Source organism: Saccharothrix coeruleofusca, from assembly GCF_017876325.1.
In the GTDB taxonomy this organism is placed as follows: domain Bacteria; phylum Actinomycetota; class Actinomycetes; order Mycobacteriales; family Pseudonocardiaceae; genus Actinosynnema; species Actinosynnema coeruleofuscum.
Genome location: NZ_JAGINV010000001.1, coordinates 928,073 through 952,598, shown reverse-complemented (window position 1 = coordinate 952,598; position 24,526 = coordinate 928,073). Strand labels below are relative to the sequence as shown.

Sequence of the window (24,526 nt, the reverse complement as noted above, 5' to 3'; positions counted from 1 at the left end):
CGCATCGGTATTGACCAGGTGCTCGCCACACCAGACTGCGAACGCATTGGATCGTGACGACAAGGGGAATCGACCGTGCGCATCGCCGAGGGATTCCAACCCCCGCTGGCGCACCTTCGCCCAATCCAGTAATGAGGGGTTGGTCCCGCGTGGTTCGCCGCAGTCGAGGCGGCGTCGGCGGTCAACCGACCGCGCCCGCCTCCCGCCACCGACAGACATCCTAGGCAGGCATGCTGTGAAAATCCTGATGATCGCTATGCCGTGGCAAGGGCTCGACACTCCCTCCAGCGCTCTGGGAGTCCTCGGACCGTGTATCCGCGAGAATGCCCCGGGCTGGACCGCCGATGAATTGTACGCCAACCTCCGATGGGCCGAGCACCTCATGCGCGAGAGCCGCGGGTCCATCACGGCGGAGGATTACCAGAACGTGGCGGGCCAGGTCTTCCACGGTGTCGGCGACTGGGTGTTCACCCCGGCCCTGTACGACGTCGACGGCTACCGCGCCGAGGAGTTCGCCGAGTTCCTGAGGCGGCGCTCCCTGGACCCCGCGGTCCCGGTCCGGATGCAGGGGCACGCCAGGGCGTTCGTCCGCGACCTGGCCGCCGAGATCGCCGCCGACCCTCCCGACGTGGTCGGGTTCACCAGCACCTTCATGCAGAACGTGCCCTCGCTGGCGCTGGCCAAGGAGCTGAAGCGGGTCGCGCCGGGCATCCTGACGGTGCTCGGCGGCAGCAACTGCGACGGGCCGCAGGGGGCCGCCCTGCACCGGAACTTCGCGCAGCTCGACTTCGTGGTCAGCGGTGAAGGTGAGCGGGCGCTGCCCGCCCTGCTGGACCGCGTCGCCCGCGGCGCGGGCTTCGCCGACGTCCCGGGGCTGAGCTGGCGGGACGGCGACCGGGTGGTGGCGAACCCGCCGAGCAAGGCGGCGCTGCCGTTCGGCGCGGTGCCCGCGCCCGATTACGACGGTTACTTCCGCGCGCTCGGCGCTTCCGACGTCCGGCACCAAGTCAGACCGATGACGGTGCTGGAGACCTCCCGCGGTTGTTGGTGGGGGGAACGCCACCAGTGCACTTTCTGCGGCCTGAACGGGTCGAACATCAACTTCCGCAGCAAGGCCCCGGCACGCATCGCGCACGAGGTCCGAGGTCTCGCCGAGCGGTACCGGGTCCTCGACCTGATCATGGTGGACAACATCCTCGACATGAAGTACCTCGACACCGCCATGCCGGAGTTGGCCGCGCTCGACTGCGACCTGAGGATCCATTACGAGATCAAGTCCAACATGACGAGAGAGCAGTTGTCCAGGCTCAAAGAAGCCAATGTGCTGTTCGTCCAACCGGGTATCGAGAGCCTCAGCAGCCATGTGCTCCGACTCATGGACAAAGGGGTCAGCGGCGCACACAACGTGCGCATGCTGCGAGACGCGGAGGATCTTGGCCTCAACGTGACCTGGAACATCCTCTACGGTTTTCCCGGTGAGACCGAGGAGGATTACCGCAAACTCCTCTGCCGGGCCTCCGCCCTGGAACACTTGCAACCGCCGACCGGGGCGTGGCGAATAGCGTTGGAGCGGTTCAGCCCTTACTTTGAAGACCCCAGCCTGGGATTCATGTTCCGTCACCCCGCCGACATCTACGACTTCATCTACCAGATTCCACGCGATGAACTGCACGACCTCGTCTACCTCTTCGACACGAACGACGCGGGGATCGTCGGTCCCATCGAGGACGAGCTAAAGCTCGCTGTCGACGAATGGGCCGAGGCGTACAAGAGCAGCACCCTGGCCTACTGGGTCGACGACCGCGGCCGCGTGGTCGTGGAGGATTCCCGAGCCAGCTGGCCGGAGGAGGTGATCGAGCTGGACGACGTCCAGAGCAACGTGTACCTCGGCATGTTCCAGGGCGCGGGCCGCGAGGGCGTGCGCCGACGGCTGGCCGAGCGCGGGCACGCGGTCAACGAGGACCGGCTCGACGGGTTGCTCCGCTACTTCGTCGACCGCGGCCTGGTCTTCGAGGACGAGGGCCGCTACGTGAGCCTGGCCCTCCAGGTTGACCCGTACCGGCGCAAGCTGGTCGACGGCCGAGAGGTGGCGGCGTCGCGATGAGCGCGGCGATCGACATCGGCGAACTCCGGGCGCGTTCCGCGGGCGGCCCGGCCGGTGGGCGGCCCGCGTCCGCGACGCTGACCCTCGGGCCCGACTGGTCGGGGCTCCCCGCCGTGACCGAGCTGGCGGCGCTGCTGTCCCGAGTGCCGGTCTCCGAGGTGCGGCTGACGGCCCCCGTCGACTTCTCGACCCTGCCTGGGCACGTGATCTCACGGGCCGTCGCGCTGATCCGCGAGTGCTCCTCGATCGGCGCCAGGGTCACCTGGTCGCTGGCACTGAGCCCGGAGCGGCTCGACGTGGTCCGGCAGCTCGACCACCTGCCCGCCCCCGCAGGGATCGCGGTGCACGGGCGCGGGGGCGGGGCCGGACGTGTCCGCGAGTGGCGCTCCTCGGCTGCCTTCGGCCTCTTCTACTTCCGCCGGGGACCTGGGTTCCTGTCTGTGCTCGACCGGCGGTCCGGGCCCACCGACCGGACCGTCCTGGTCGACCGGACAGCGATCGAGGTCTTCTCCCGCGGCCTGGCGGGGTGTGCGTGGGACGAGGTGACCCAGGACTCGGCCCACGCCGCCGCGGTGCGCGAGCTGGTCGACCGCGGCTTGGTCCTGCGGGTCGGGGACCACTGCGTGACGCTGCCGATCCACATGCGTTCGTGGCCCATCGGCACGGTCCTGCTGGGCGGGACCCTGGCCTCGGCGGGGTCCAAGGACGCACCGGAAAGACTCTGAACGAGCGATCGGAGACGTCGACCGATGACCGACACGATGAACGGCGGGCGCACGCGCGCCACCGGCGCGGCGACGTCCGCCGCGCTGCCCGACGTCGTCAACTTCGAGCTCGAACCCGCCAGGCGCTTCGCAGAGGACGCCGCGCGGCAGTACCGGATGTGCCTGGACAGCCGGGGGGACGACGGGGTGCCCACACACCGGCCACGCGCGTCGGCCCTGCTGTTCGGGCAGGTCTGCGGCGCGGAGATCACGATCGGCGGCGTCGAATTCGTGCCGAACATCCGCAGCAGCGACGAGACGGTCGTGGCCGAGTTCGAGGCGGAGATCGTCCCGAGGTTCGGCGAGGCGTACCGGAACCCCGAGCGCGGGTTCTGGTGCGACGAGCGAGAGGTGCTGCGGGCCGTCATGCGCCAAGCCGACAACGGCCTGGAGCTGTTGGGGTCGGTGCACTCCCACCCGGACTGGCACCGGATCGGCCCACCGCACGAGCGCCGCCTGCGGTTGAGCGAGAACCCCACGCAGATGGACGACTACCTCTTCCGCCGGCTCCGCTGGCCCGTGAACGTGATCTGGTACGTGAGCGGGGGGGACGCCGGCGCGACCCACCGCGTGGCCGGCTGGCGCCCCGGCCCGGAGCGGTGCGAGCAGCTCGATGTGCGGCTGCCGCGGGCGATCGCCGACGAGTTCGCCCTCGCGCCGCCGATCTCCCGGTGACGGCCGCCACGCCGACCGGGCGGAACCCGAGTGACCTTGCTGAGGAGGCAGAGAACATGCCCGACGACTCGCGCGGCGTGGTGACCGTCAAGCTCCCCGCCGCCTTCCACGCGCTGACCGGCGGGCGACGGCAGGTGCCGGTCGAGGGTGGCACGGTCCGCGAGGTGCTCTCCGACCTCGACCGGACCTGCCCCGGCGTGCTAGCGCGGCTGGTGGACGAGCAGGGCGCCGTGAAGCGCTACGTCAACGTCTACCGCAACGACCACGACATCCGCGGCCTCGACGGCCTGGAGACCGAGGTCGGGCACCAGGACGTCATCTGGATCCTGCCGGCGATCGCGGGCGGCAGCGGCCCGAGTGCGGCTGGGGAGGTGCGATGACGGACGTGCTGCCCCCCGAGTTCTTCACCAGTCCCGGCCGTTCACCGCACGCGGCGAACGCGGCGCTGAGGGCGAAGTGCCCGGTCCACCAGCTCGACTACCCGCCCGGCACGCACGCGTACGCCGTCCTGAGCCACGACGTCGTCGAGCAGGCCCTGGGCGACCCGCGCCTGTCCAAGGAGGTCGAGAACCTCCCCGCGCCGTATCGGGACAAGGCGCAAGAGTCCAGCCTCCTCATGGTCCGCAACCTCGGCTTCGCGGACCCGCCCGCACACACCCGGCTGCGCAGGCCCATCAGCCGGGCCTTCCTGCCCGCCCGGATCTCCGAGCTCCGACCGCGCATCCAGGACATCGCGGACGACCTCATCGACGCTTTTCCCTCCTCCGGCGAGGTCGAGCTGCTCGACGCCTACGCCCTGCCCCTACCGCTCATCGTGATCTGCGAGTACCTGGGCATACCGACCGAGGACCGACCGCTGTTCCAGAAGTGGGGCTACGTCCTCAGCCAGGACCCGTTCCACACTCCCGAGGCGGAGCTGAAGGCGGCCACGGACGAGTTCGTCGACTACTTCACCGAGCTGGCCCAGCGGCGACGCACGGACCTGCGCGACGACCTGATGAGCGAACTCGTCCGGGCCCGCGACGAGGGCGTGTTCAGCGAGCGAGAAATGCTGTCGACCACCCTCCTGCTGATCATCGCCGGGCACAAGACGGTCGCCAACATGATCGGCAACGGGACGGCACTGCTGCTCACCCACCCCGAGCAGCTCGACCTGCTCCGCGCTCGCCCGGAGTTGGTCCCCTCGGCGGTCGAGGAGATCCTGCGCTACGAGGGGTCCGCGTCCTGGGCGTCGCTGCGGGTCGCGGCCGACGACTTGGAACTGGGCGGCGTGCAGATCCCCAGGGGCAGCTTCGTGCACCTGTCGCTGTCCAGCGCGGGGCACGACCCCGAGGCGTACGACGACCCGGAGCGCTTCGACGTCACCCGCTCGCCGAACCGCCACCTCGGGTTCGGCCACGGGGCCCACTTCTGCCTGGGCGCCCCGCTGGGCAGGCTCCAGGGCGAGATCGCCTTCACCACGCTGCTGCGCCGGCTGCCGGACCTCGAACTCGCGGTGCCCCCGGAGAAGATCGCCTGGCTCTCCGACAGCTCGCTCAGCCGCGGCCTGGAGGCCCTGCCCCTGCGCGTGGGGAGGCGGTTGCCCCGATGACGGCATCTCCGAGCGGTGCGGTGCGAGAGGTGGCGGGCCCGGGAAGCGGGGAACGATGACCGGGGGACCGAGGGTCGCCGTGGTGGGCGTGGGCGGGGTGGGCGGCTACCTCGGCGGCCTGCTCGCCGCCGCGGGGCACGACGTGCGCTTCCTGGCGCGCGGCGACGTCCTCGCCGCGCTCCGACGGGACGGGCTGCGCGTCACCAACGGCTCGACTGGGTGGTCCGTGCCCCCGGTGCGGGCGTCGGACGACCCGCGTGACCTCGGCGAGGTCGACTTCGTCCTGCTCTGCGTCAAGACGCCGCAGCTACCTGCGGCCGTCGACGCGCTGGGCCCGGTGATCGGTCCGGGCACCGTCGTGGTCACGGTCCAGAACGGGGTGGAGGCGCCCGACCGGGTCGCCGCCGCAATCGGCCGTGAACGCGTGCTCCCCGGCGTGGTCCGGGTCGTCGCCACGGCGGTCGGGCCCGGCCAGGTGCGGCACGTGGGCGGCCCCGCCGTGCTCGGCTTCGCGGAGTGGGACGGCGGCGGGTCCGAGCGGGTGGCGCGGCTCCGCTCGGCGCTCCGCGACGCCGGGGTGACCGCGACGGAGCCGGATGACATCTGGGCCGAACTGTGGCTGAAGTTCCTCCTGGTGGCACCGATCGGCAGCCTGGGCGCGGCCACCGGGGCGACCGTCGGCGAACTCCGATCGCGACCGGGCACCAGGCAGCTGCTGGTGGCGGGTATGCGGGAGGTCTTCGAAACCGGGGTCGCGCTGGGGATCGCGCTGCCCGACGACGCGGTGACCACCGCGACCGCGCTCATGGACCGACAGCACCCCGACGTCACCACCTCGCTCCAGCAGGACATCGTCGCGGGACGACCGTCCGAACTGGATTCCTGGGCGGGAGCCGTCGTCCGCCTCGCCGGCCGGGCGGGCCGGAGCGCGCCGGTCCACGAGACGCTCCACGAGCTGCTGTCCCTGCACGTCGACCGCACGGTGGGGGCTCGCGCGCGGACAACGTGACCCCTCTCCGGCGAGGGTGGCGAGCTGCGCGGAGGTGTACCGGCAGCCGCGGTCGGCGTGGAAGATCACGCCGGGTTCGGGGCGGCGGTGGCGCACGGCGTTGTCCGGGGCCTGGGCGACCAGGCCGGTGCGCAGACAGTCGGCGGCGGCCCAGCCGACCACTCGGCGTGCGGCGATGTCGATCACTGTGGCCAGGTGGAGCCGGCCTTCCTGGGTGTGGATGCGGGTGGTGTCCCCGCACCACCGGGTGTCGACATCCATGGCGGCGCAGGATGAAGCCTCGCCGGATCAGATCCGCGGGCACGGTCGCGGTCGCGGCGGGATCGGCGACGGTGGTGGTGATGGTGGTGCGCCACCGCTTGGGGGCGCGTCCCGCGCGTCCCGCTTCGCGCCGGAGCCGGGCGACGCGCTTGCGCGAATGCCGACGACCTCGTGCCCGCAGCTCGGCGTGCACCCCGGCCGCGCCACAGGTGCCCCCGCGACTCGTCGTGGATCGCGACGACCTCCGCAGTCAACTCGGCGTCCTGTCGTGCACAGGCGGTGGACGCGGCGGTGCGGCGGGCGTAGCAGGCGGACCGGGAGACCTTCGGCAGCGTACACGCCCGATGGACGTTGCCGCCGCCCGCTCGCTCCGCCTCGATGAACGGATACACGTTCACCGGATCTGCTTCGCGAGGAAAGCCGTGGCGCGCTTGAGGATCTCCACGTCCTCGGTCAGACGGCGGTTCTCCCGCCGCAGCCTCGCGGGCTCCTCCCGCTCGTCGGTGATCAACCCGTCGCTCCGGGTGCCAGCGTCACGCTCGGCCTGCACCACTCACTGCCGCACCGCGGTCTCGGTCAGATCGAAGTCCGTGGCGACCTGACCGACCGGTCACCCCCCGGCACAACTCCACGATCTGCGCCTTCTGCCCATGGGCTCCACGATGGGACATCCCTCCGGAGACCCGCGTCCCCCTGATCTCGGATGTCCGTCAAAACGGGACAAGCCCATCCGCTCCCTCCTGCCTATCCACTTGACTCGGTGTCCGCTGCTCGGGGTGAACCTCACCTGCCGGAGCGAGAGCGGGAATGCGCATCGGGAGCTCCTTGGGGTAACAGGTGACCGCTCGCCCTGCCGCGGGCGAGCGGTCACCGAGGAGGGGCCGGTCAGGCGTTCACCGGTTCGCGCTCGGCATCCGCGGCGATTGCACGACGACCGCGCAGGGTGCCACTCGCGATGAGCGCGCCGACGACGGCGATGCCGGCGGCACCGATGAACGCGGCGGACACGCCGGTTGTCAGGGCTTCGACGTCCCCGAGCTGACCGGCGCCGTAGGAGGCCGCCAGCGCGGTCATCGCCGCCAGGCCGAGGGCGGACCCGATCTGGTAGCTGGTGTTGACGATGCCCGAGGCGAGGCCGCCTTCCTCCGGGCGTGCGCTGGAGATCGCGGTGCCCAGCGACGGGACGAACGCCAGGGCCATGCCGGTCGCCGCCACGAGCGATGCGGGCAGCACGTCCACCCAGTAGTTGCCGTCCGGACGCACCAGCGCGAGCCAGCCGAGACCGGCGGCGAGCAGGACGAGGCCGCTCACCACCATGGCCTTGACGCCGAACCGCGCGGTGAGGCGGGGTGCGACGACGACCATCAGCAGCATGATCGCGGTGGTCATCGGCAGCAGCGCCGAGCCGCTGGCGAAGGCCCCGAAACCGAGCACCTGCTGCAGGTAGAGGTTCAGGAAGAACCACATCGGGATCCACGCACCGCCGAGCAGCAGCTGCGCGATGTTGGCCGCGCCGAGCTGCGGAGTGCGGAAGATGCCCAGCCGCACGAGTGGCGCCTTCCGCTTGGCCTGGACCAGCAGGAACGCTCCGAGCAGCACCACGGCGACGATGGTCTCGACCGAGGCCCATCCAGCCTCGGGCGCGCGCACGACGGCGTAGACCGCCACCGCCAGACCGGCTGTCACGGTGATCGCGCCGAGCAGGTCGATGGAACCGCGCTGGGCGACGCCCACCGGCATCAGCGTCGGGATGACGGCCAGCGCGAGCACCGCGATCGGAACGCTGATGTAGAAGACCCACGGCCAGCTCAGGTACTCGGTGATCACGCCGCCGAGGAATACCCCCGCGGTACCACCGGCGGGAGCCGCTGCGCCGTAGATCGCGAGTGCCTTGCCGAGCTGGGCGGGTTCGCTGCCGAACAGCATCATCAGCAGCGTCAGCGCCGAGGGAGCGATCAGCGCCGCTCCTGCACCCTGCACCGCGCGACCGAGCAGCTCGACCCAGATCTCCCCCGCCGCACCGGCCACGACAGAGCCCACGAGGAGGACGAGCCACCCGGTGGCGAACATGCGGCGGGCACCGAGCATGTCGGAGAGCCTGCCACCGAGCAGCAGCAGGCCGCCGAAGGCGACGACGTAGGCGTTGAAGACCCAGGACAGGTTCTCCTGGGAGAAGCCGAGATCCGCCTGGATTCGCGGCAGGGCCACCCCGATGATCGAGGTGTCCATGATGACCATGAACTGAGCCGCGGCGATGAGGGTGAGCCCCCACCACCTGCGCCGGGCCGACTGATCCACACTAGACATATTGATACTCAATACCGGTAAGGGGTATGGGCAGGACAGATGTGCGCCATGTCCGCGAATGCGCTTACCCCGGCAAAATCAAGATCGAGGAGGGAGGTGACCGCGAAGCTCTCACGGCCACCTGCCACTCAGTGCTGGTGGTGACCTTCGTGGCCGCCACCGTGGTACTGGTGCACCACCGCGTGTCCCTTGCCCCGCGAGATCAGCCAGCGGTTGACGGGGACCGTCACGACGAACGCCACGGCGAGCGCGAAGACGAGGCTGCCCCAGAACAGCCAGCTCGCCAGTCCCGCCTCCATCGCACCGGGCACGAGCAGCATCACCCCGTTGTCGACGATTTCCATGACGGCGATCGACACGGTGTCGGCGGCGAGGGCCACACCGATCGCGGCGCGCAGCGGCAGGCCCGACTTGACCACGGGGCGGATGGTGAGCGCGTAGCCGAAGACGAAGGCCAGGGCGACCGCGAGCACGATGGTCGACAGGTCGGACCAGCCGAGCGCGGTACCGATCACCATGCCGAGCACCTCACCGATGGCACAGCCGGTGAGGCAGTGCAACGTCGCCGAAACGGCCAACCTCGTCAGACTCTGCTGTGCGCTGCCGTGCTCCATGACTTTCCCCTTCGAGTCGGGTACTCCTAGGGGGTATCTCGGTGAGCAGGTTACGACCATACCCCCCAGGGGTGTCAACACCGATCTGCACGCTCAGGGTGGGCCACGCGGAGCGGAGACTCGCAAACGTCGGCGATGGGATCTACTAGGTACGATAGTGGAATGAGTGAGAGCATGCAGCGAACAGCGGCCCAGTGGGCCCTGCCCTGCCTGCTCTTCCTCGGCATGATCGGCATGCACCACGTCAACGTGGACATCGAGATGCCAGCCGGGCACGTGGCCATGACTTCCACAACGAGCCCTCATGGTCACGCACCGGACAAACCAGGCCCCTCGCCCGCGCACGAGGTGCTGCACCTGTGCATGGCGATCCTCGGCACCGCGGTCTCGCTACTGCTGCTCGGCTGGCTGCTGCTGCGCGTGATGCGCCCCGACCAGAGCAGGGTCCCCATCAGACCGGGCCTGCTCCGCGCACCGCAGCGATCCCCTCCGCTGGGCGGCCGCACGCTCCTGGACTCCTTGTGCGTACTGAGGTTGTGATCAGCACCCCTTCCACAGTCGGTCACACCCACGGCACGGAGAGTTGCACACGATGCGGAAGTCCCTGATCGGTTTCGGTGTCGCCGGCGTTGCTGCGGCCACAGTCCTCGCAGGCTGCGGCGGCAACGACATGGCGAGCATGCAGCACGAGACGACCACCACGTCGCCGCCCGCCGCTTCGGCTCAGCAGGACGGGCACAACGAGCAGGACGTCAAGTTCGCGCAGGACATGATCGGCCACCACCAGCGGGCACTGGACATGGCGGCGATGGTGCCGGGCAAGAGCACGAACCGCGAGGTCACCGACCTCGGCAAGCGGATCGCGGCGGCACAGGAGCCCGAGATCAAGAAGATGACCGAGTGGCTGGCGAAGTGGGGCGCCGCTCCCTCGACGTCGACGCCGGACACGGACCACGGTGCAGGTCACGGCACTGGCCACGGTTCGATGCCGGGGATGATGACGGCCGAGGAGATGGCCAAGCTCAACGGTGCCACCGGTGCGGATTTCGACCGCATGTGGCTGGAGATGATGATCAAGCACCACCAAGGCGCGCTCGCCATGGCCAAGACGGAGCAGGGCGAGGGTGCCAGCACCGAGGCCAAGGAGCTCGCCGAGGAGATCGTCAAGGCCCAGCAGGCCGAGATCACCGAGATGCGAGGCTTGCTGAAGTAGAGCTGCCCCGGTGGTGAAACGCCGGACGGAGGATTCGACGCTCCGTCCGGCGTTCTTCTCCCCGCAGCGGGGAACCACGGCGAGGCAACTGGCCGGCAGGGGGATACCAGCCGGTTTCTACTATATCCGATAGTAGAATGCACAGCAGTTCGCACACTCGACATGCGACCAACACCTTTCACGCACCGCGTTCGACCGGACACCAAGAGCGACACCGCGCACATACCCCCTACCTGTATCGCTGAACCTCTTGCACACCTATACCCCCCACGGGTATAAATGAGGCAAGCGCCCGCCGTTCCCCCGGTCCTCCTCGACCGGCCGCGCGGCGGACCGATCGACAGGAGCGGTAGATGCACGGCTACACCGACAACAAGGACGACCACCTGCGACGCTTGCGGCGCATCGAGGGTCAGGTGCGCGGGCTGGCACGGATGGTCGAGAACGACGAGTACTGCATCGACGTCCTCACCCAGATCTCCGCCGCCACCAGGGCGTTGCAGTCGGTTTCGCTCAACCTGCTCGACGAGCACCTCAAGCACTGCGTGAGCCAGGCGGTGGCCGAGGGTGGCACGACCGCGGACGACAAGATCGCCGAGGCCAGCAACGCCATCGCCCGCCTGGTCCGCTCCTGATTCCGACGTTTCCAACCACATCTGAGGAGCACCCGATGTCCGAGTCCGTCTTCACCGTCAGCGGCATGACCTGCGGGCACTGCGTCAGCTCGGTGACCGAGGAGATCAGCCGGATCGACGGCGTGCAGAACGTGGCCGTCGAGCTCGACAGCGGCAAGGTCACCATCACCAGCGCCCTGCCGGTCGCCGAGGACGACGTTCGGGCCGCCGTCACCGAGGCCGGCTACACGCTGGTCGACAGCTGAAGGAGAGCCGGATGAACACCGCCACGAAGGTGGCCGCCTACGCGGGTGTGCTGGCGATCGTCTTCGGCGGCGCGTGGGCTGCCGGCGCCGCCGCCGGACCGTTCGGCGAGGAGATCAGGCCGAACGCGGTGGAGCACGGCGCCGAGCAGCCCGCCTCCGGCGGGACCAACGCCGTGAGCAAGTTCCCGCCAGGACTTTCGGCCGCGGAGAACGGGTACGTGCTCGACCTGGCGCAGAACACCCTGCCGACGCAGACGCAGCAGACCTTCAGTTTCAAGATCGAGGAGGTCGGCGGCGGCACCGTGACCGAGTTCGAGGTGGAGCACGAGAAGAAGCTCCACCTGGTGCTGGTGCGCCGCGACGGCTCGGGCTTCCAGCACGTGCACCCGGAGATGGCCGCGGACGGCACCTGGTCGGTCCCGCTCTCCTTCCCCGCTGCCGGGAGCTACCGCGTTTTCGCGGACTTCAAGCCGACGAACGGTGCGAAGACCACCTTGGGAGCGGAGGTCCAGGTTGCCGGCGGCTACGAACCGCAGCAGTTCGCTGAGGACGCCCGTGAGTCCGCCGTGGACGGCTACGTCGTCCGGTTGAGCGGCGAGCTCAAGGCCGGCGGCAGGTCCACCGTGACAGCCACGGTCACCAAGGACGGCAAGCCGGTCACCGACCTGCAGCCCTACCTCGGCGCGAACGGCCACCTGGTCGCGTTGCGCGCGGCCGACCTCGCCTACCTGCACGTGCACCCGGAGGACGGCCCCGACGCCGGTCCGGACGTGAAGTTCGCGGTCGAGGTGCCGACCGCAGGCCGGTACCGGTTGTTCCTGGACTTCCAGCACGGCGGCGAGGTTCGCACCGCGAGCTTCACCCTCAGCACCAGCGGCACCGCACCCGCGCCCGCACCCACGACCGCCTCGCCCACGCACGCCGACGACCACGGTGGTCACGGTGGCTGAGCACGACACCATCGAAGAGGAGGCGCGTTCCATGAGCTCACCGGCAAGTGAGATCGAACTGTCCATCGGCGGCATGACCTGCGCCTCCTGCGCCGCGCGGATCGAGCGCAAGCTGAACAAGCTCGACGGCGTCCAGGCCACCGTCAACTACGCCACGGAGAAGGCGCGGGTCAGCTTCCCGGACTCGCTGACCGCCGAGGACCTCGTGAAGGTCGTCGAGAACACCGGGTACACCGCCGAGCTCCCCGCTTCCCCGAAGGCCGACGAGCAAGGTGAGGAAGCGGACCCGACCCTGCCCCTGCGGCAGCGGCTGATCATTTCCATCCTCCTGAGCGTGCCGGTGATCGCCATGGCGATGATCCCGGCACTGCAGTTCGAGTACTGGCAGTGGCTGTCCTTGACGCTCGCCGCCCCGGTGGTCGTGTGGGCCGCGTGGCCGTTCCACCAGGCCGCCTGGACCAACCTGCGGCACGGTGTGGCCACGATGGACACGCTGATCTCCCTCGGCGTGGGGGCGGCGTTCCTGTGGTCGCTGTACGCGCTGTTCCTCGGCACGGCGGGCGTCCCGGGCATGACGCACGGCTTCGACCTGACCGTCCAGCGCATGTCGGGTGCGGGCAACATCTACCTCGAGGTCGCGGCGGGCGTCACGACGTTCATCCTCGCCGGCCGGTACTTCGAGGCGCGGTCCAAGCGTCGCGCCGGTGCGGCTCTGCGTGCACTGCTCGAGCTCGGGGCCAAGGACGTCGCCGTGCTGCGCGACGGCCGCGAGGTCCGCATCGGCGTGGACGAGCTGCGGGCCGGCGACCGGTTCGTCGTCCGTCCCGGCGAGAAGATCGCCACCGACGGCGTGGTGGAAGAGGGCAGCTCCGCCGTCGACATGAGCATGATCACCGGCGAGTCGGTGCCGGTCGAGGTCACCACCGGTGACGGCGTGGTCGGTGCCACGGTCAACGCGGGCGGGCGGCTCGTGGTGCGGGCCACGCGGGTCGGCGCGGACACCCAGCTCGCGCAGATGGCCAAGCTCGTCGAGGACGCGCAGAACGGCAAGGCCGAGGCGCAGCGCCTGGCCGACCGGATCTCCGCGGTGTTCGTCCCGATCGTCATCGCGCTGTCCGTCGGCACGCTGGCGTTCTGGCTGGGCGCGGGCACGGGCGCCTCGGCGGCCTTCACCGCCGCCGTCGCGGTGCTGATCATCGCCTGCCCGTGCGCACTCGGCCTGGCCACGCCCACCGCGTTGCTGGTGGGCACCGGTCGCGGCGCACAGCTGGGCATCCTGATCAAGGGCCCGGAAGTGCTGGAGTCGACCCGGCGCGTCGACACGGTCGTGCTCGACAAGACCGGCACGGTCACCACCGGCCAGATGAGCCTGGCCGAGGTACACGCCGCCGACGGTGTGGACGAGGAGCAGCTGCTGCGCCTGGCCGGTGCTCTGGAGCACGCCTCCGAGCACCCGATCGCCAGGGCCATCGCCGCCGCGGCCGCCGAGCGGGTCGGCGACCTGCCCGAGGTGGAGGGCTTCCAGAACCTGGAAGGCCTCGGCGTGCGGGGCGTCGTCGGCGAGCACGCCGTCCTGGTGGGCCGGGCCCGCCTGCTCGACGAGTGGAGCGTCCGGCTCGGCGAGGACCTCGCGACCGCCAGGAAAAAGGCCGAGGAGAAGGGCCGCACGGCCGTCCTGGTGGCGTGGGACGGGGAAGCCCGCGGCGTTCTCGTCGTCGCCGACACGGTCAAGCCCACCTCGGCCGAGGCGATCGCGGGACTGCGCCTGCTCGGTCTGCGCCCGGTGCTGCTCACCGGGGACAACGAGGCCGTGGCGAGGTCGGTGGCAGCCGAGGTCGGCATCGACGAGGTCGTGGCCGAGGTGCTGCCGAAGGACAAGGTCGACGTGGTCAAGCGCCTGCAGGGCGAAGGGCGGGTCGTCGCGATGGTCGGCGACGGCGTGAACGACGCTGCCGCGCTCGCCCAGGCCGACCTCGGGCTCGCGATGGGCACCGGCACGGACGTGGCCATCGAGGCCAGCGACCTCACGCTGGTGCGCGGTGACCTGCGGGCCGCTGTCGACGCGATCCGGCTGGCGCGCCGGACGCTCGGCACGATCAAGGGCAACCTGTTCTGGGCCTTCGCCTACAACGTGGCCGCCCTGCCCTTGGCCGCGCTCGGCCTGCTCAACCCGATGATCGCCGGAGCCGCGATGGCGTTCTCCTCGGTGTTCGTCGTGAGCAACAGCTTGCGCCTGCGGGGCTTCCGCAGCGCCAACAAGGACACCGTCTGATCCCGTGGTCCGGCTCGCACCCGCGAGCCGGACCACGTCCACGCTGAGGGGGCAGTGGTGCAGGACAGGTACGTCACGAGGGCCGGTGCGAAGATCGCGTACGAGATCACCGGGTCCGGTCCCGTTCTCGGCTACGCCCACGGCGTGTTCCTCAGCCGCGCGGCTGTGCGCAGGCTTCATCTGCTCGACTTCGACGCCCTGGCTGCCGGTCGTCGGCTGCTGACCTACGACCAGCGCGGCCACGGCCACTCGACGGGCCGGCCGATCGCCGACGACTACCGCTTCGAGAACTTCACCCTCGACCTGCTCGCGTTGCTGGACGAGCTGGACGTGGACGAGCCGATCGACTTCATGGGCTCCTCGCTGGGCTGCGACGTCGCACTGCGCGCCGCCATCACCGCCCCCGACCGCTTCCGCCGCCTCGTCCTGATAATCCCCCCGGTTGCCTGGGAGGAAGGGCCCGGTCAAGCGCGGCGGTGGTACACCGACAGCGCCGAGGCGATCGAGTCCAGCGGCCCGGCGCGGTGGAGGCGGGAATGGGCACAGCAGCCGCCGCTGCCGATCTTCGCCGACTACCCGGCGTTCACCCTGGCGCCGGACATCCCCGACGAGCTGCTCGCCCCGATCCTGCGCGGTATCGGCGAGTCGGACCTGCCCGCACAGGACGCGATCGCGGCACTGTCCCAACCGGCGCTGATCCTCACCTGGGACACCGACCCGTTGCACCCCGTCTCCACCGCGCAACGACTCCACGAACTGCTCGCGGACTCCACGCTGCACGTGTCGAGCACGGTCGCCGACGTGCAGACCTGGTCCCACCGCATCACGGAGTTTCTGGTCCGCTAGGACGCGGGTTCCGCGTCGAGGTCCTCGTCCTCGCGCTTCGCCGGGTCGAGCACGTTGCTCGCGAGCTCAGCAGGCACCGCGACCCCGCCAGGGCCGCCCGCGGCAACCCACGCGACGACCTGCCCTGTGACCTCGTCGCTCAGCAGACCGCCAAACAACACCGGCCTCACGCCGTCCGCACGCGCGGACAACGACGGCCGCACCACCAGGACGTTGGAGAAGTCGCCGAGTCAAGGCAGTCAGCGATCTGCACCCGCTCCTCCCCCACCGCCTCGCGCAACGCGCGCAGCTGACCTTCGTGGTCGAAGCCGGTGTGCTTCTTCTCGGTACCGCAACAACAACCGCGGCACGCGGTCAGCCTGCTCAAGTCGCTCGCGTGCTCGAATGCTACCTGTCGGCCACCTGCACGAGTCGGTGCCTGGTATTGAATTCGCACGAAACAAGATCGTATTAAGACGACATCTCACGTGGTCTGTCCCGTGAGTCGTTTGAAGCAGGTCAGGGCTGCGGCGGGGGTGAGGAGGCCGCAGTAGTTGTCAGCGCGCCGTTCGTAGCGGATGGTCAGACGGCGATAGCCGGTCAGCCACGAGATGGTGCGTTCGACGACCCAGCGGTGGCGGCCCAGCGGTGGCGGCCCAGCCGCTGGGAGGAGTCGACGCCCTCGCGGGCGATGCGCGGGACGATGCCGCGATGGCGTAACCATCGGCGGAGATCGTCGATGTCGTAGGCCTTGTCGGCGTGCAGCTTCGCGGGCCGAAAACCGGCGCGGCCCGCGGCGGGAGCGGATGCGCGGGATGGCCATCAGCATGGGCTTCCAGCGCCTGGTTGTCGTGCGGGTTCGCGGCCGAGACCCCGACCGCCAACGGCAGTCCGGCGCGGTCGGACACGATGTGGATCTTCGAGCCCGGCCTGCCCCGGTCGACCGCGTTCGGCCCGGTCATGTCGCCCTTTTTCGCCCCGAGGCCGGCGTCGAAGTGGCCGCGCGAGCCGTGCGAGATGGCCGCGAACGCTTCGAGGACCGCTTCGAGACGTCGGACCGGCCCGCTCGCGCCGTCCCGAACGGCCGTCAGGTGTGCGAGGTGGTGCGCGATGCGCTCACCGCGCCAGGCGCGGAGGATCGCTTCGACGTCGGGGAAGTACTTGTAGAGCGTGGCGCGCCCGATGCCTGCCTGCTCGGCGATCCGCGACATCGTCACGTTCAGGAGGCCGCGTTCCGCCACCAGCGCCGCGGTCGTGGCCGGGATCGCCCGCCGCACCTCGAGCCGGTGCGCCTCGATCGTCTCGTCCCACAGCTTCGGCACGGCCACATCCGACAGCGGACGTCACGCCCCTGCGGTCACCGACCCTCGTGCTGCACGCCTCCGGCGCGCTCGTGGTGCTGGTCGTCGCGCTGGTCCTCGCGGTCTACAAACCTCGGGGCGTCACCGGACTCAGGATCTGAGCGCGGGCAGCAGGGTGGCTTCGAGCACGTCTGCCGCCTCCTCCGCCTTGAGTTGCCCCGAGTTCACGTCCTCGGCCGCTGCGTGCAGCAAGCTGTAGACGGTGGTGACGAGCCAGCTGATCGGCAGGTCGGCCCGGATCACCCCCTCCTGCTGCCCACGTGCGAGGAGCCCCTCGACGTGGTCGACGACCTCGCGGTGGCGTTGACGCAGCTGAACCGAGCCGAGTTCGCGCTGGGCGAGGTCGAACAGCTTGCGGTGCTGGTCGAGCACGTGCCACGACGTCCGCAACAGCCGCCGGAGCGCTTCCACGGCGGAGCCCTTGGCCAACTCGGCTTCCGCGATGATCACGCCCGCCTCGGCGATGGTCCGGTCCAGCACCGCCTCCAGCAGCACCTCGCGGGACGCGAAGTGGGCGTAGAGCGTGACTCTGCCGACGCCGGCCGCGCGCGCGATCGCCGCCATGCTCGACTGCGGCTCCTCGGTAAAGACCGCCAGAGCCGCGTCGAGGATGGCGGCGATGTTGCGTTCGGCGTCGGCGCGGCGCCGGGTCTGCGTGGTGGCCACGACCGAAGCCTACGGCCGATCAGTGCGCGAACACCGGACCGTCCGTCGCTGGCGGGCGCCCCGCGGGCACGAGCAGCGTCGCGCCGACCGCGATGACGGCAGCGGCGACCGCCGTCGCGGTGAAGGCCGCGGCGAAGCCTCCGACGGCATCTCCGCCGCCCTGCAAGCCCAGGGCCGCGATGGTCGACACGACCGCGATGCCGAGGGTGGCGCCCAACTCGTGCCCGGTGTTGATCAGGCCGGAGGTCGTCCCGGCGTCATTCGGTCCGGCGTGCGCCATCGCGGTGGTCGTCGCCGTGACGAACGTGGCACCCAGGCCGAGTCCGGAGACCACAAAGCCGGGGAGGACTGCGAACACCGCATTTCCCGAGTCCGGCACCTGTGCCAGCAGCACCGCACCCACTGCGGCCAGGCCGAAGCCGGCGGCGACGACGGGTCGTCCACCGAACCGGCTCACGGCACGAACGCCAACGTGGGTGCCGATTCCGATCACCAATGCCACCGGCAGGAAGATCAGGCCCGTCTCGAGCGCGTCGAGCCGCAGGACGTGCTGCAGGTACTGGGAGTTCAAGAAGAAGTTCGCCAGCAACAGACCGGACGCGGCCAACATGACCAGGTTGCCTGCCACAACGGGACGCCGGGTCAGCAGCTCCAGCCGGACCAGCGGCTCGGCGACCTTGCGCTCGACGACGACGAACATCACGAGCAGAACGAGGCCCGCCACCAGGACGTAGGGCGTGCTCCCACCACTCCAACCGGTGTCACCCGCGCGCACCAGCGCGTAGATCAGCGCACCGACCGCCAGCACCGCGATCAAGGCGCCCGGAACGTCGACCTTGCCCCGAGACCGTTCGCCTCGGCCGGCGGGCACGAGCCGAGGCAGCACGGCGGCCACGAAAACCCCGACCGGCACGTTGATGAAGAACACCCACTCCCAGCCGGGGCCCGCCGCGAACAGGCCGCCCAGCAGGACACCGACCGCCGCACCCGCTCCGGCGATCGCGGCCCACACGCCGAGCGCGCGATTCCGGTCCGGCCCGTGGAAGGTCGTGGTGATGATCGACATCGCCGCGGGCGACAGCATCGCCGCACCCACACCCTGCACGGCGCGCGCCGCGACCAGGGCCGTGGCGCTCTCGGCCAGCCCGGAAGCGAGTGACGCGACCGTGAACACCGCCAGACCGGCCAGGAACACGCCCCGTCTGCTGATCGCGTCGGACAGCCGGCCGCCGAGCAGCATCAACCCGCCGAAGCAGAGCGTGTACGCGGTGACCACCCAGGTCAGCGCCTCGCGGTCCAGATCGAGCTCAGTCGCGATCACCGGCAGCGCGACGTTCACGACCGTCACATCCAAGATCACCATGAACTGGGCGAGGCACAGCAACACCAGCACCCACCAGTTCGCCCGCACGACCGTCTGACTCATGCTCACCCCTCAACTTGAACACCTCTGTTCGACTTAAGTTACGTCATGCGCGACCACAAGTCGAACAGTTATGTTCAACTTAGGATGCCGCCTCGGTGGGCAGGCATACTTCTCGTTCTGCTGGAAGGACGTGAGTGATGCACGGGCTTGGTGAGCTCGAAGCCGCAGTGATGGACGTGCTGTGGCACGACGGTGGACCACTCAAGGTGCGCCAGGTGCTGGAACGGCTCGACACCGGCAAGAAGCTCGCCTACACGACCGTCCTCACCGTGCTGGACAACCTGCACCGCAAGAACTGGGTGACGCGCGAGTTCGAGGGCAACGCCTACCGGTACCAGCCCAGGGTCAGCCGCGCCGAAGCCGCCGCGAACGCCCTGCGCGAGGTGCTCATCGCCTCCGGCGACCCGGAAGCGGCGCTGCTCCACTTCGCGCAGTCCGCTACCGAGGAGGAGTCTGCGGTGCTGCGTCGAGCGCTGCGCAGGAAGGCCTCGGGGCGATGACGGTCGCACTGGCGCTGCTGCTCGGGTCCACCGTGATGGGCTGGCTCGCGCCGCGCGTGCTGTGTCGGCTCAACGACCCCCTGGTCGCCTTGGTCGCGTGGATCACCTCGGTCATCGCCGTCGTGGCCACCTCGACCACCGCAGTGGTACTGCTCGTGGTGCCCGAGCACGGCCTCGGCGTCCTCGACTCCCTGCACCACTGCTGGGACGCGGTGCAGCACGGCACCACACCCATGATCGAAGTGGTCAGCGGCCTGACCGGCGGCGCACTGCTGGCCGCGCTCCTCGTTCGCCTGGCGGTCATCGGCGCCCGCAGCGCACGACGCCGTGCCCGCGTCCGCGAGGACCACCTCTCGGTGCTCCGCCTGGCCGGACGCAAGCAGGCCGGTCCACATCCGACCCTGTGGCTCGACCACGACCGCCCTCTTGCCTTCACCTCGCAGGCAAGCCCGGCGTCGTTGTCGCCACCGAAGGCCTGCACCACCACCTGACCCCCGACGAGGTCGAAGCCGTACTGCACCGCGAGCGAGCCCACCTCAACGGCCGTCACCACCTGCTGGTCGCCGCCGCGGACGCCGTCGCCACCGCACTGCCCGTACTACGACAACTACCTCGCCAACGACCAGGGCATCGTCTACCGCGATGACCGGATGTCGATCGGCGATGACCCGGAGACCCAGCGGGTGCGCGACAACGTCCGCAACGAGGGACACCACGACGTGGTCGTGCACGGCTCGTCCGACGGCTGGCCGGCCCCAGGGCACGGGCACCCCCCCGGAGCAGATCGTCGAGGCGATCAGGAACAACCCGCACCGCGATCCCAACCAGCCAATTCGGTTGTTGGCCTGTCACAGCGGCAACGACGTGGGCGGGGCTCAGCACGTGGCGGACCGGCTCGGCGTGCCGGTCATGGCCCCGGTGGACGCGGTCGGTGTCGCCCTCAGGCCCGACTCCATCGCCAGGGTGCGCGGACACGAACCGGGCGAGGGCCGGCGCTGGTTCCTGCCGAACTACAGTGGGAGTTGACCGAGCGCAATGGATGATGGATTTCGTGGCTGAGCTTCGCCCTGTGGGCATCTACGCCGAGTCCTACGCCCGGCCCAGGCCGGATCTGCCTTCGGTCCGGCAGCATCCGCTGGAGATCGCCGACCGCGCACGAGTCGTCGACTACATGCGGGCGGTCACGCCGGCATTCGACGTGCTCGACGTGACCGTGGACCTGGTCGACGGCACCACGAAGATCAGGAGTGGCTCGTCGTTGGTGACCGACGGGGTGTGGGTTTGGCGCACCGACTCGATTCGGCACCTCGCCGCACACGGTCTGCCGATCGACCCTGATTTCCTCGAACACGTCCGTGCCCGCGACTACCGGACGCCCAAGGACGTCGAGGTCACCGACGAGCTCGAGGACGCCCTTCTGCGCTACTACTGACCCTGTGGGCCCGTGGGGTTGCCAGAACTCCGCACTCGGACGTTGGGCTGCGGTGATCGCCCATCATGTGCCGTGGGGGCATGATCGTGGAACGTGGCACTATGACTGCTATACCTGATCCTCGTTCGACTCGGTGACTGGCTGGTGCTCCTCGGACGGTCCACCGCGGCCAAGGACGTCGAATTGCCGGTGCTGCGGCACGAGGTCGCCGTATCGCGCCGCACCAACCCCCGCCCCCGGTTGGGGTGGGCCGATCGCGCGGTTCTCACCGCGGTGGTCCGACGCTGTGCCTGCCGATAACGTCATCCACGCAGGTAGAGGGCACACCAAGCCCAAGACCTTGGAGCGCTCTGATGTTGTCCCCTTGAAGCGGACGCCTTGATCCCAGACAGCGGTCCGGGAGAAGGATGCCCTCCGTGTCAGGCAAGTCGAAGTACCCCGAGCAGTTCCGCAGGGACGCCGTCGAGCCGGCCCGCTCCTCGGACCGGCCGTTGCGGCAGGTCGCCCGCGAACTGGGCGTGAACCACGAGACGCTGCGCAACTGGGTCCGCACCGCCGAACAGACCCAGGCCGCTGCGCCGGTGGGCGGCGTGTCGGCCGATGAGCGCCAAGAGCTGCGGGAACTGCGCAAGCGGGTGGCCGAACTGGAGTTGGAGAAGGACATCCTGCGCGAGGCCGCCGCCTATTTTGCGCAGGAGATGGGTCGTTGACCCGCAGCTACCGGTTCATCTCCGCCCATCGCGCCGTCTTCGGCGTCACCCGGCTGTGCAGGGTCCTGGGCGTTCGGCGCCCCGGCTTCTACGAATGGCTCGCCGCCGCCCCGACCAGGACACAGCGGGCGAAGGCGGACGAGCGCCTGGCCGCCGAGATCGCCGAAATCGCCGAGGTCCACGCGGGTCGCCGGGGCGCCTACGGGCGTCCGCGGATCGTCGTCGCGCTACGCCGCCGGGGCCGTCGGGTGAACCACAAACGGGTCGGGCGGGTCATGCGCGAGCGCGAGGTCGTCGGGCTCACCCGCAGACGGCGCAGGTCGCTGACCAGGCCCGACGCGGTTGCGGCCCCGATGCCGGGCCTGATCGGCCGGAACTTCACCGCCCTGCGCCGGGAAGGCGGTTGGTCGGGGACATCACCTACCTGCCCACGCCGGAGGGGTGGCTCTACCCGGTCACGGTGATCGACCTGCACAACCGCGAGGTCATCGGGCACGCGATGGCCGACCACATGCGCGCCGAGCTGGTCCGAGACGCCCTCGACCTCGCCGTCCGACGCGGCCTGATCAGCGATGACGCGATTTTTCACGCCGATCGCGGGACTCAATACACCTCCGGACTGTTCCGCTCCGCCCTCGCCGGTCACTGCATCCGCCCGTCGGTGGGGCGGACCGGGTCGTGCTTCGACAACGCGGTCGCGGAATCGTTCTTCGCCACACTCAAGACCGAGATCGGCACCACCGTCCGGACACCCGCGACGACGCCCGACGCGACGTCTTCTCCTACCTCGGCTACTACAACCACGACCGTCTACATTCGACACTCGACTGCCGCACCCCGCACGAAGTCCGTATCGGCTATGGTCAATGTCTCATCCTCGTGGCATGAAATCCGGCGCCCGGTGCTCGGGGACAACCTCAGTCCAGGGCCAGCTGGCGCCATACCACGACCTGTTCATCGACGGTGGCTTGCTGACCCGGTGAGGATCAGCAAGCCAGGTGCGGATCGTCAGGTCGAGGCGCACGGCAACCAGCCCGCACGCAGGGAAGCGCTGCAACCGGCAAGCCGTCCGCTGTGGTCGCTGACGCTCGTCGCGTACACCGCAGCCCGGTGCCCCGGTACCGTGCTCGAAGGCCGCAGTGACCGGCAGCGCCTTGGATGCGGCCGGATGCGGGCGGGACTCAGGGGGCCGCGATTGCGTTCACCCGGGTACCTCGTGCAGCGAACCCTTTCGCGGCGACCAGTGCCAGCGCGCTCACCGCACTCTTCGTCGCGACGCGAAGTTCGGCGTACGGCGGATGGGGCACCGAGCCGGCGGTGGCGACCTCGATGATCGAGGCCGGTCCAAGATCGCCTTGCCGGCAGACAATCCGCTTCAGGGCTTCTGGCGCGACGTCGCCCTCGGCACAAGTCACCCGTTGTTCACCTCGTGCATCGTGGCCTAGGGTCATGGCCCGAACCCCGAAATCATGCGTCACCACGCCGCCGCTGCCCGGCTGTGGAGCTCCACAGCCGGGTAGCGGCGGCGCTGAGTGGGTTCTACGATCGACATGCTGTTCACGCGGACAGGGGCGTACGGGCGCGAGCCGCCACGGCTCGACCGCCTCCGGGTCGTCCGATGCAGGTTCAGCTGGTGTGGGATCGAGTCACGGTGTGCGGAACCGGTCGATTGAGCATCCGGCAGGTGAGTGCCGTGTCGGCGTCGGATACGACCTGGGTGTAGCGGGCTTCGCCTTGAGGTGTCGCGGTGATGCCAGGCGTGGCGGTGACATCGGCGACGGCGGTGCGTTTGCCATCCTCGGTGGCGGTGGCCCTGGTGTGATGGCCTCGGGTGGTGCCGCCGTGGGCCCAGACGGTGCCGCATACCGTGTCGAGGCGGAACAGGCCTAGGCCGTAGCCGCCCGGAACGCCGACTTCCTCCGGGAGTGGGACTGTGGTCTTCATCTGGGTCAACGCCGCCGGTGAGAACAACCTGCCACGCAGCAGCGCGGACAGGAAGCGGGACACCTCGTCAGGGGTAGAGATAATTGCGCCGCCGGCACCGGCCCAACCGCCCAGCGGCCGATCGGACACGTCCACGTAGGTGGGAGCGGGATCGCCGAACGAGACGGAATAGCCGCGGGCATATCCGGGGCCGGTGTTCTTCGCGTACGGGTCGGGATAGTAGGTGTGCCTGAGGCCGAGAGGCACGGCGATGTTCCGGCGTACCAGGTCTGGCATGGTCTGACCGGTTACCCGCCGCAGCAGCATGCCGAGCAGGACGTAATTGGTGTTCGAGTAGTTCCACCCCTGGCCGGGTGGGAAGACGGGCCCATGGGCGAATGCGATGTCGAGCAGCTCCTGCTCGGTCGCGACGTGATAGGGGTCCTGTTCCATCCGGACGAAGTAGCCAGGGTCTGCGATGTACTGGAACAAGCCGCTGGTGTGGTTGAGCAGCATCCGGACCGTGATCTCGCCGCCGCCGGGCACGACGCCTGGCAGGTAGCGATCGATGGAAGCGTCGAGGTCGACTCGGCCGCGGTCGACCTGTTGCAGCACGAGCGTTGCGGTGAATGCCTTGGTGACGCTACCGATCTCAAATTGATCGCGGCCCGTCATCGGTCGTCCGGTGGCCCGGTCCGCCACCCCCGCGGCGGTGACGGTCATGCGTCGGCCGTCGTCAACTCGTGCGGCATATCCGGGCACCCCGCTGTCCAGCACCTGGCTGGCGACGTCGCGCATGGTGGGATCAGAAGACGGCTCGGCGGCGGCTGCGAGGGACGGGCCTGCACTGACAAGTGCGGCAGCTACGGTCAGCGCGAGGGCAGCGCGTCCTAAGCCAGGGAGAGTCGCCGCCTTCGTGGCGCGGGGCGTGAGAACAGCGGGCATGGCATCCGTTCCTTCGTGGCAAGGGTGGGTGGCGGTGGGGCACCGAGATCGCCACTTCCGGCGACGTCCGGCCTCCCTCATGGAGACCCACACGATTT

General features: G+C 69.7%; 26 protein-coding genes and 3 pseudogenes. 20 read left to right on the top strand and 9 right to left on the bottom strand.

Translation table 11 applies throughout. From position 1 onward, the window contains the following. Positions 1-235: 235 nt before the first annotated feature. Genes JOF41_RS04700 through JOF41_RS04675 form a run of 6 tightly spaced genes read left to right on the top strand, consistent with a single transcriptional unit; the run spans position 236 to position 6,143 of the window. Entirely contained in the window at positions 236-2,104 is a 1,869-nt protein-coding gene (locus JOF41_RS04700) for a RiPP maturation radical SAM C-methyltransferase (RefSeq protein WP_209616370.1), read from the top strand. Further along, positions 2,101-2,829 (top strand): DUF5825 family protein, encoded by a 729-nt coding sequence (locus JOF41_RS04695; RefSeq protein WP_209616368.1) that lies wholly within the window; start codon positions 2,101-2,103, stop codon positions 2,827-2,829. Before JOF41_RS04700 ends, JOF41_RS04695 begins: the two co-directional genes overlap by 4 nt. Positions 2,830-2,853: 24 nt before the next feature. Further along, positions 2,854-3,543: an MPN domain-containing protein gene (locus tag JOF41_RS04690; protein ID WP_209616366.1), complete on the top strand. Its 690-nt coding sequence runs from the start codon at positions 2,854-2,856 to the stop codon at positions 3,541-3,543. Between the two features lie 56 nt (positions 3,544-3,599). Continuing rightward, positions 3,600-3,923: a MoaD/ThiS family protein gene (locus JOF41_RS04685; RefSeq protein WP_209616365.1), complete on the top strand. Its 324-nt coding sequence runs from the start codon at positions 3,600-3,602 to the stop codon at positions 3,921-3,923. Continuing rightward, complete coding sequence (locus JOF41_RS04680; RefSeq protein ID WP_209616364.1) at positions 3,920-5,134, top strand: cytochrome P450 family protein; 1,215 nt, start codon at positions 3,920-3,922, stop codon at positions 5,132-5,134. Before JOF41_RS04685 ends, JOF41_RS04680 begins: the two co-directional genes overlap by 4 nt. Positions 5,135-5,189: 55 nt before the next feature. Further along, a complete protein-coding gene (locus tag JOF41_RS04675; protein WP_209616362.1) occupies positions 5,190-6,143 on the top strand; it encodes a 2-dehydropantoate 2-reductase in 954 nt (317 codons plus the stop codon). Positions 6,144-6,164: 21 nt separating this feature from the next. Here JOF41_RS04675 and JOF41_RS38525 read toward each other — a convergent pair. From JOF41_RS38525 to JOF41_RS04660, 3 genes and pseudogenes are all read right to left on the bottom strand, one after another. Further along, positions 6,165-6,404 (bottom strand): annotated as a pseudogene (locus JOF41_RS38525) (DDE-type integrase/transposase/recombinase); the annotation flags it as partial. Between the two features lie 885 nt (positions 6,405-7,289). Continuing rightward, complete coding sequence (locus JOF41_RS04665; RefSeq protein WP_209624023.1) at positions 7,290-8,711, bottom strand: MFS transporter; 1,422 nt, start codon at positions 8,709-8,711, stop codon at positions 7,290-7,292. 128 nt (positions 8,712-8,839) lie between these two features. Further along, positions 8,840-9,325, bottom strand: a complete 486-nt coding sequence (locus tag JOF41_RS04660; protein WP_189226208.1) for a DUF4396 domain-containing protein — start codon at positions 9,323-9,325, stop codon at positions 8,840-8,842. Between the two features lie 162 nt (positions 9,326-9,487). On the opposite strand from JOF41_RS04660, the gene JOF41_RS04655 reads away from it, so the two are divergent. The 7 genes from JOF41_RS04655 (at position 9,488) to JOF41_RS04625 (ending at position 15,486) form a co-directional block, all read left to right on the top strand. Beyond that, positions 9,488-9,865, top strand: coding sequence for a hypothetical protein (locus tag JOF41_RS04655; RefSeq protein WP_209616360.1), 378 nt, complete (start codon positions 9,488-9,490; stop codon positions 9,863-9,865). 52 nt (positions 9,866-9,917) lie between these two features. Beyond that, the gene (locus JOF41_RS04650) at positions 9,918-10,538 is read left to right on the top strand and encodes a DUF305 domain-containing protein (protein WP_209616358.1); all 621 of its coding nucleotides are present in this window, start codon (positions 9,918-9,920) and stop codon (positions 10,536-10,538) included. 353 nt (positions 10,539-10,891) lie between these two features. Then, positions 10,892-11,173: a metal-sensitive transcriptional regulator gene (locus JOF41_RS04645; protein WP_189226211.1), complete on the top strand. Its 282-nt coding sequence runs from the start codon at positions 10,892-10,894 to the stop codon at positions 11,171-11,173. Positions 11,174-11,208: 35 nt separating this feature from the next. After that, positions 11,209-11,418, top strand: a complete 210-nt coding sequence (locus JOF41_RS04640) for a heavy-metal-associated domain-containing protein (RefSeq protein ID WP_209616357.1) — start codon at positions 11,209-11,211, stop codon at positions 11,416-11,418. A gap of 11 nt (positions 11,419-11,429) precedes the next feature. After that, on the top strand, positions 11,430-12,368 hold the full coding sequence (locus tag JOF41_RS04635) for a DUF8832 domain-containing protein (protein ID WP_209616355.1): 939 nt from the start codon (positions 11,430-11,432) through the stop codon (positions 12,366-12,368). Positions 12,369-12,399: 31 nt separating this feature from the next. Continuing rightward, complete coding sequence (locus JOF41_RS04630) at positions 12,400-14,640, top strand: heavy metal translocating P-type ATPase (protein ID WP_209624022.1); 2,241 nt, start codon at positions 12,400-12,402, stop codon at positions 14,638-14,640. 57 nt (positions 14,641-14,697) lie between these two features. Continuing rightward, the gene (locus JOF41_RS04625) at positions 14,698-15,486 is read left to right on the top strand and encodes an alpha/beta fold hydrolase (protein WP_209616354.1); all 789 of its coding nucleotides are present in this window, start codon (positions 14,698-14,700) and stop codon (positions 15,484-15,486) included. On the opposite strand, the gene JOF41_RS04620 is transcribed toward JOF41_RS04625, so the two are convergent. The 4 genes and pseudogenes from JOF41_RS04620 to JOF41_RS04600 all read right to left on the bottom strand — a co-directional run bounded on the left by JOF41_RS04620 (position 15,483) and on the right by JOF41_RS04600 (position 18,918). Continuing rightward, a complete protein-coding gene (locus JOF41_RS04620) occupies positions 15,483-15,689 on the bottom strand; it encodes a hypothetical protein (protein WP_209616353.1) in 207 nt (68 codons plus the stop codon). The two genes, JOF41_RS04625 and JOF41_RS04620, sit on opposite strands and share 4 nt — an antisense overlap. Positions 15,690-15,949: 260 nt before the next feature. Next, positions 15,950-16,787: pseudogene (locus JOF41_RS38520) on the bottom strand (IS5 family transposase). Between the two features lie 129 nt (positions 16,788-16,916). Continuing rightward, positions 16,917-17,492, bottom strand: coding sequence for a TetR/AcrR family transcriptional regulator (locus tag JOF41_RS38120; protein ID WP_189226217.1), 576 nt, complete (start codon positions 17,490-17,492; stop codon positions 16,917-16,919). A 19-nt stretch (positions 17,493-17,511) separates the two neighbouring features. After that, the gene (locus tag JOF41_RS04600) at positions 17,512-18,918 is read right to left on the bottom strand and encodes an MFS transporter (RefSeq protein WP_209616351.1); all 1,407 of its coding nucleotides are present in this window, start codon (positions 18,916-18,918) and stop codon (positions 17,512-17,514) included. 137 nt (positions 18,919-19,055) lie between these two features. On the opposite strand from JOF41_RS04600, the gene JOF41_RS04595 reads away from it, so the two are divergent. The 7 genes and pseudogenes from JOF41_RS04595 to JOF41_RS38510 all read left to right on the top strand — a co-directional run. Further along, positions 19,056-19,418, top strand: coding sequence for a BlaI/MecI/CopY family transcriptional regulator (locus JOF41_RS04595; protein WP_189226219.1), 363 nt, complete (start codon positions 19,056-19,058; stop codon positions 19,416-19,418). After that, positions 19,415-19,909 (top strand): hypothetical protein, encoded by a 495-nt coding sequence (locus JOF41_RS04590; RefSeq protein ID WP_189226220.1) that lies wholly within the window; start codon positions 19,415-19,417, stop codon positions 19,907-19,909. Before JOF41_RS04595 ends, JOF41_RS04590 begins: the two co-directional genes overlap by 4 nt. Before the next feature lie 151 nt (positions 19,910-20,060). Continuing rightward, entirely contained in the window at positions 20,061-20,444 is a 384-nt protein-coding gene (locus JOF41_RS38775; protein WP_504739831.1) for a DUF8616 domain-containing protein, read from the top strand. 43 nt (positions 20,445-20,487) lie between these two features. Then, positions 20,488-20,850, top strand: a complete 363-nt coding sequence (locus JOF41_RS04585) for a hypothetical protein (RefSeq protein WP_209616350.1) — start codon at positions 20,488-20,490, stop codon at positions 20,848-20,850. A gap of 416 nt (positions 20,851-21,266) precedes the next feature. Next, the gene (locus tag JOF41_RS04580; RefSeq protein WP_209616349.1) at positions 21,267-21,560 is read left to right on the top strand and encodes a transposase; all 294 of its coding nucleotides are present in this window, start codon (positions 21,267-21,269) and stop codon (positions 21,558-21,560) included. Beyond that, complete coding sequence (locus JOF41_RS38515; protein WP_209616348.1) at positions 21,557-22,024, top strand: IS3 family transposase; 468 nt, start codon at positions 21,557-21,559, stop codon at positions 22,022-22,024. The genes JOF41_RS04580 and JOF41_RS38515 overlap by 4 nt, the downstream gene beginning before the upstream one ends. Next, positions 21,958-22,230, top strand: a pseudogene (locus tag JOF41_RS38510) (transposase); the annotation flags it as partial. The gene JOF41_RS38515 and the pseudogene JOF41_RS38510, both read left to right, overlap by 67 nt. Positions 22,231-22,741: 511 nt before the next feature. Here the strand turns inward: JOF41_RS38510 and JOF41_RS36625 are convergent. Continuing rightward, complete coding sequence (locus JOF41_RS36625; protein WP_244989507.1) at positions 22,742-22,975, bottom strand: hypothetical protein; 234 nt, start codon at positions 22,973-22,975, stop codon at positions 22,742-22,744. 211 nt (positions 22,976-23,186) lie between these two features. Beyond that, a complete protein-coding gene (locus JOF41_RS04565; RefSeq protein ID WP_209616346.1) occupies positions 23,187-24,281 on the bottom strand; it encodes a serine hydrolase domain-containing protein in 1,095 nt (364 codons plus the stop codon). Between the last annotated feature and the right edge of the window lie 245 nt (positions 24,282-24,526).

Coding starts and splice junctions, on each gene's coding strand:
- JOF41_RS04695 (WP_209616368.1), top strand. CDS start 2,101: ATGAGCGCGGCGATCGACATCGGCGAACTCCGGGCGCGTTCCGCGGGC.
- JOF41_RS04690 (WP_209616366.1), top strand. CDS start 2,854: ATGACCGACACGATGAACGGCGGGCGCACGCGCGCCACCGGCGCGGCG.
- JOF41_RS04685 (WP_209616365.1), top strand. CDS start 3,600: ATGCCCGACGACTCGCGCGGCGTGGTGACCGTCAAGCTCCCCGCCGCC.
- JOF41_RS04680 (WP_209616364.1), top strand. CDS start 3,920: ATGACGGACGTGCTGCCCCCCGAGTTCTTCACCAGTCCCGGCCGTTCA.
- JOF41_RS04675 (WP_209616362.1), top strand. CDS start 5,190: ATGACCGGGGGACCGAGGGTCGCCGTGGTGGGCGTGGGCGGGGTGGGC.
- JOF41_RS04665 (WP_209624023.1), bottom strand. CDS start 8,711: ATGTCTAGTGTGGATCAGTCGGCCCGGCGCAGGTGGTGGGGGCTCACC.
- JOF41_RS04660 (WP_189226208.1), bottom strand. CDS start 9,325: ATGGAGCACGGCAGCGCACAGCAGAGTCTGACGAGGTTGGCCGTTTCG.
- JOF41_RS04655 (WP_209616360.1), top strand. CDS start 9,488: ATGAGTGAGAGCATGCAGCGAACAGCGGCCCAGTGGGCCCTGCCCTGC.
- JOF41_RS04650 (WP_209616358.1), top strand. CDS start 9,918: ATGCGGAAGTCCCTGATCGGTTTCGGTGTCGCCGGCGTTGCTGCGGCC.
- JOF41_RS04645 (WP_189226211.1), top strand. CDS start 10,892: ATGCACGGCTACACCGACAACAAGGACGACCACCTGCGACGCTTGCGG.
- JOF41_RS04640 (WP_209616357.1), top strand. CDS start 11,209: ATGTCCGAGTCCGTCTTCACCGTCAGCGGCATGACCTGCGGGCACTGC.
- JOF41_RS04635 (WP_209616355.1), top strand. CDS start 11,430: ATGAACACCGCCACGAAGGTGGCCGCCTACGCGGGTGTGCTGGCGATC.
- JOF41_RS04630 (WP_209624022.1), top strand. CDS start 12,400: ATGAGCTCACCGGCAAGTGAGATCGAACTGTCCATCGGCGGCATGACC.
- JOF41_RS04600 (WP_209616351.1), bottom strand. CDS start 18,918: ATGAGTCAGACGGTCGTGCGGGCGAACTGGTGGGTGCTGGTGTTGCTG.
- JOF41_RS04595 (WP_189226219.1), top strand. CDS start 19,056: ATGCACGGGCTTGGTGAGCTCGAAGCCGCAGTGATGGACGTGCTGTGG.
- JOF41_RS04590 (WP_189226220.1), top strand. CDS start 19,415: ATGACGGTCGCACTGGCGCTGCTGCTCGGGTCCACCGTGATGGGCTGG.
- JOF41_RS38775 (WP_504739831.1), top strand. CDS start 20,061: ATGACCGGATGTCGATCGGCGATGACCCGGAGACCCAGCGGGTGCGCG.
- JOF41_RS04565 (WP_209616346.1), bottom strand. CDS start 24,281: ATGCGCGACGTCGCCAGCCAGGTGCTGGACAGCGGGGTGCCCGGATAT.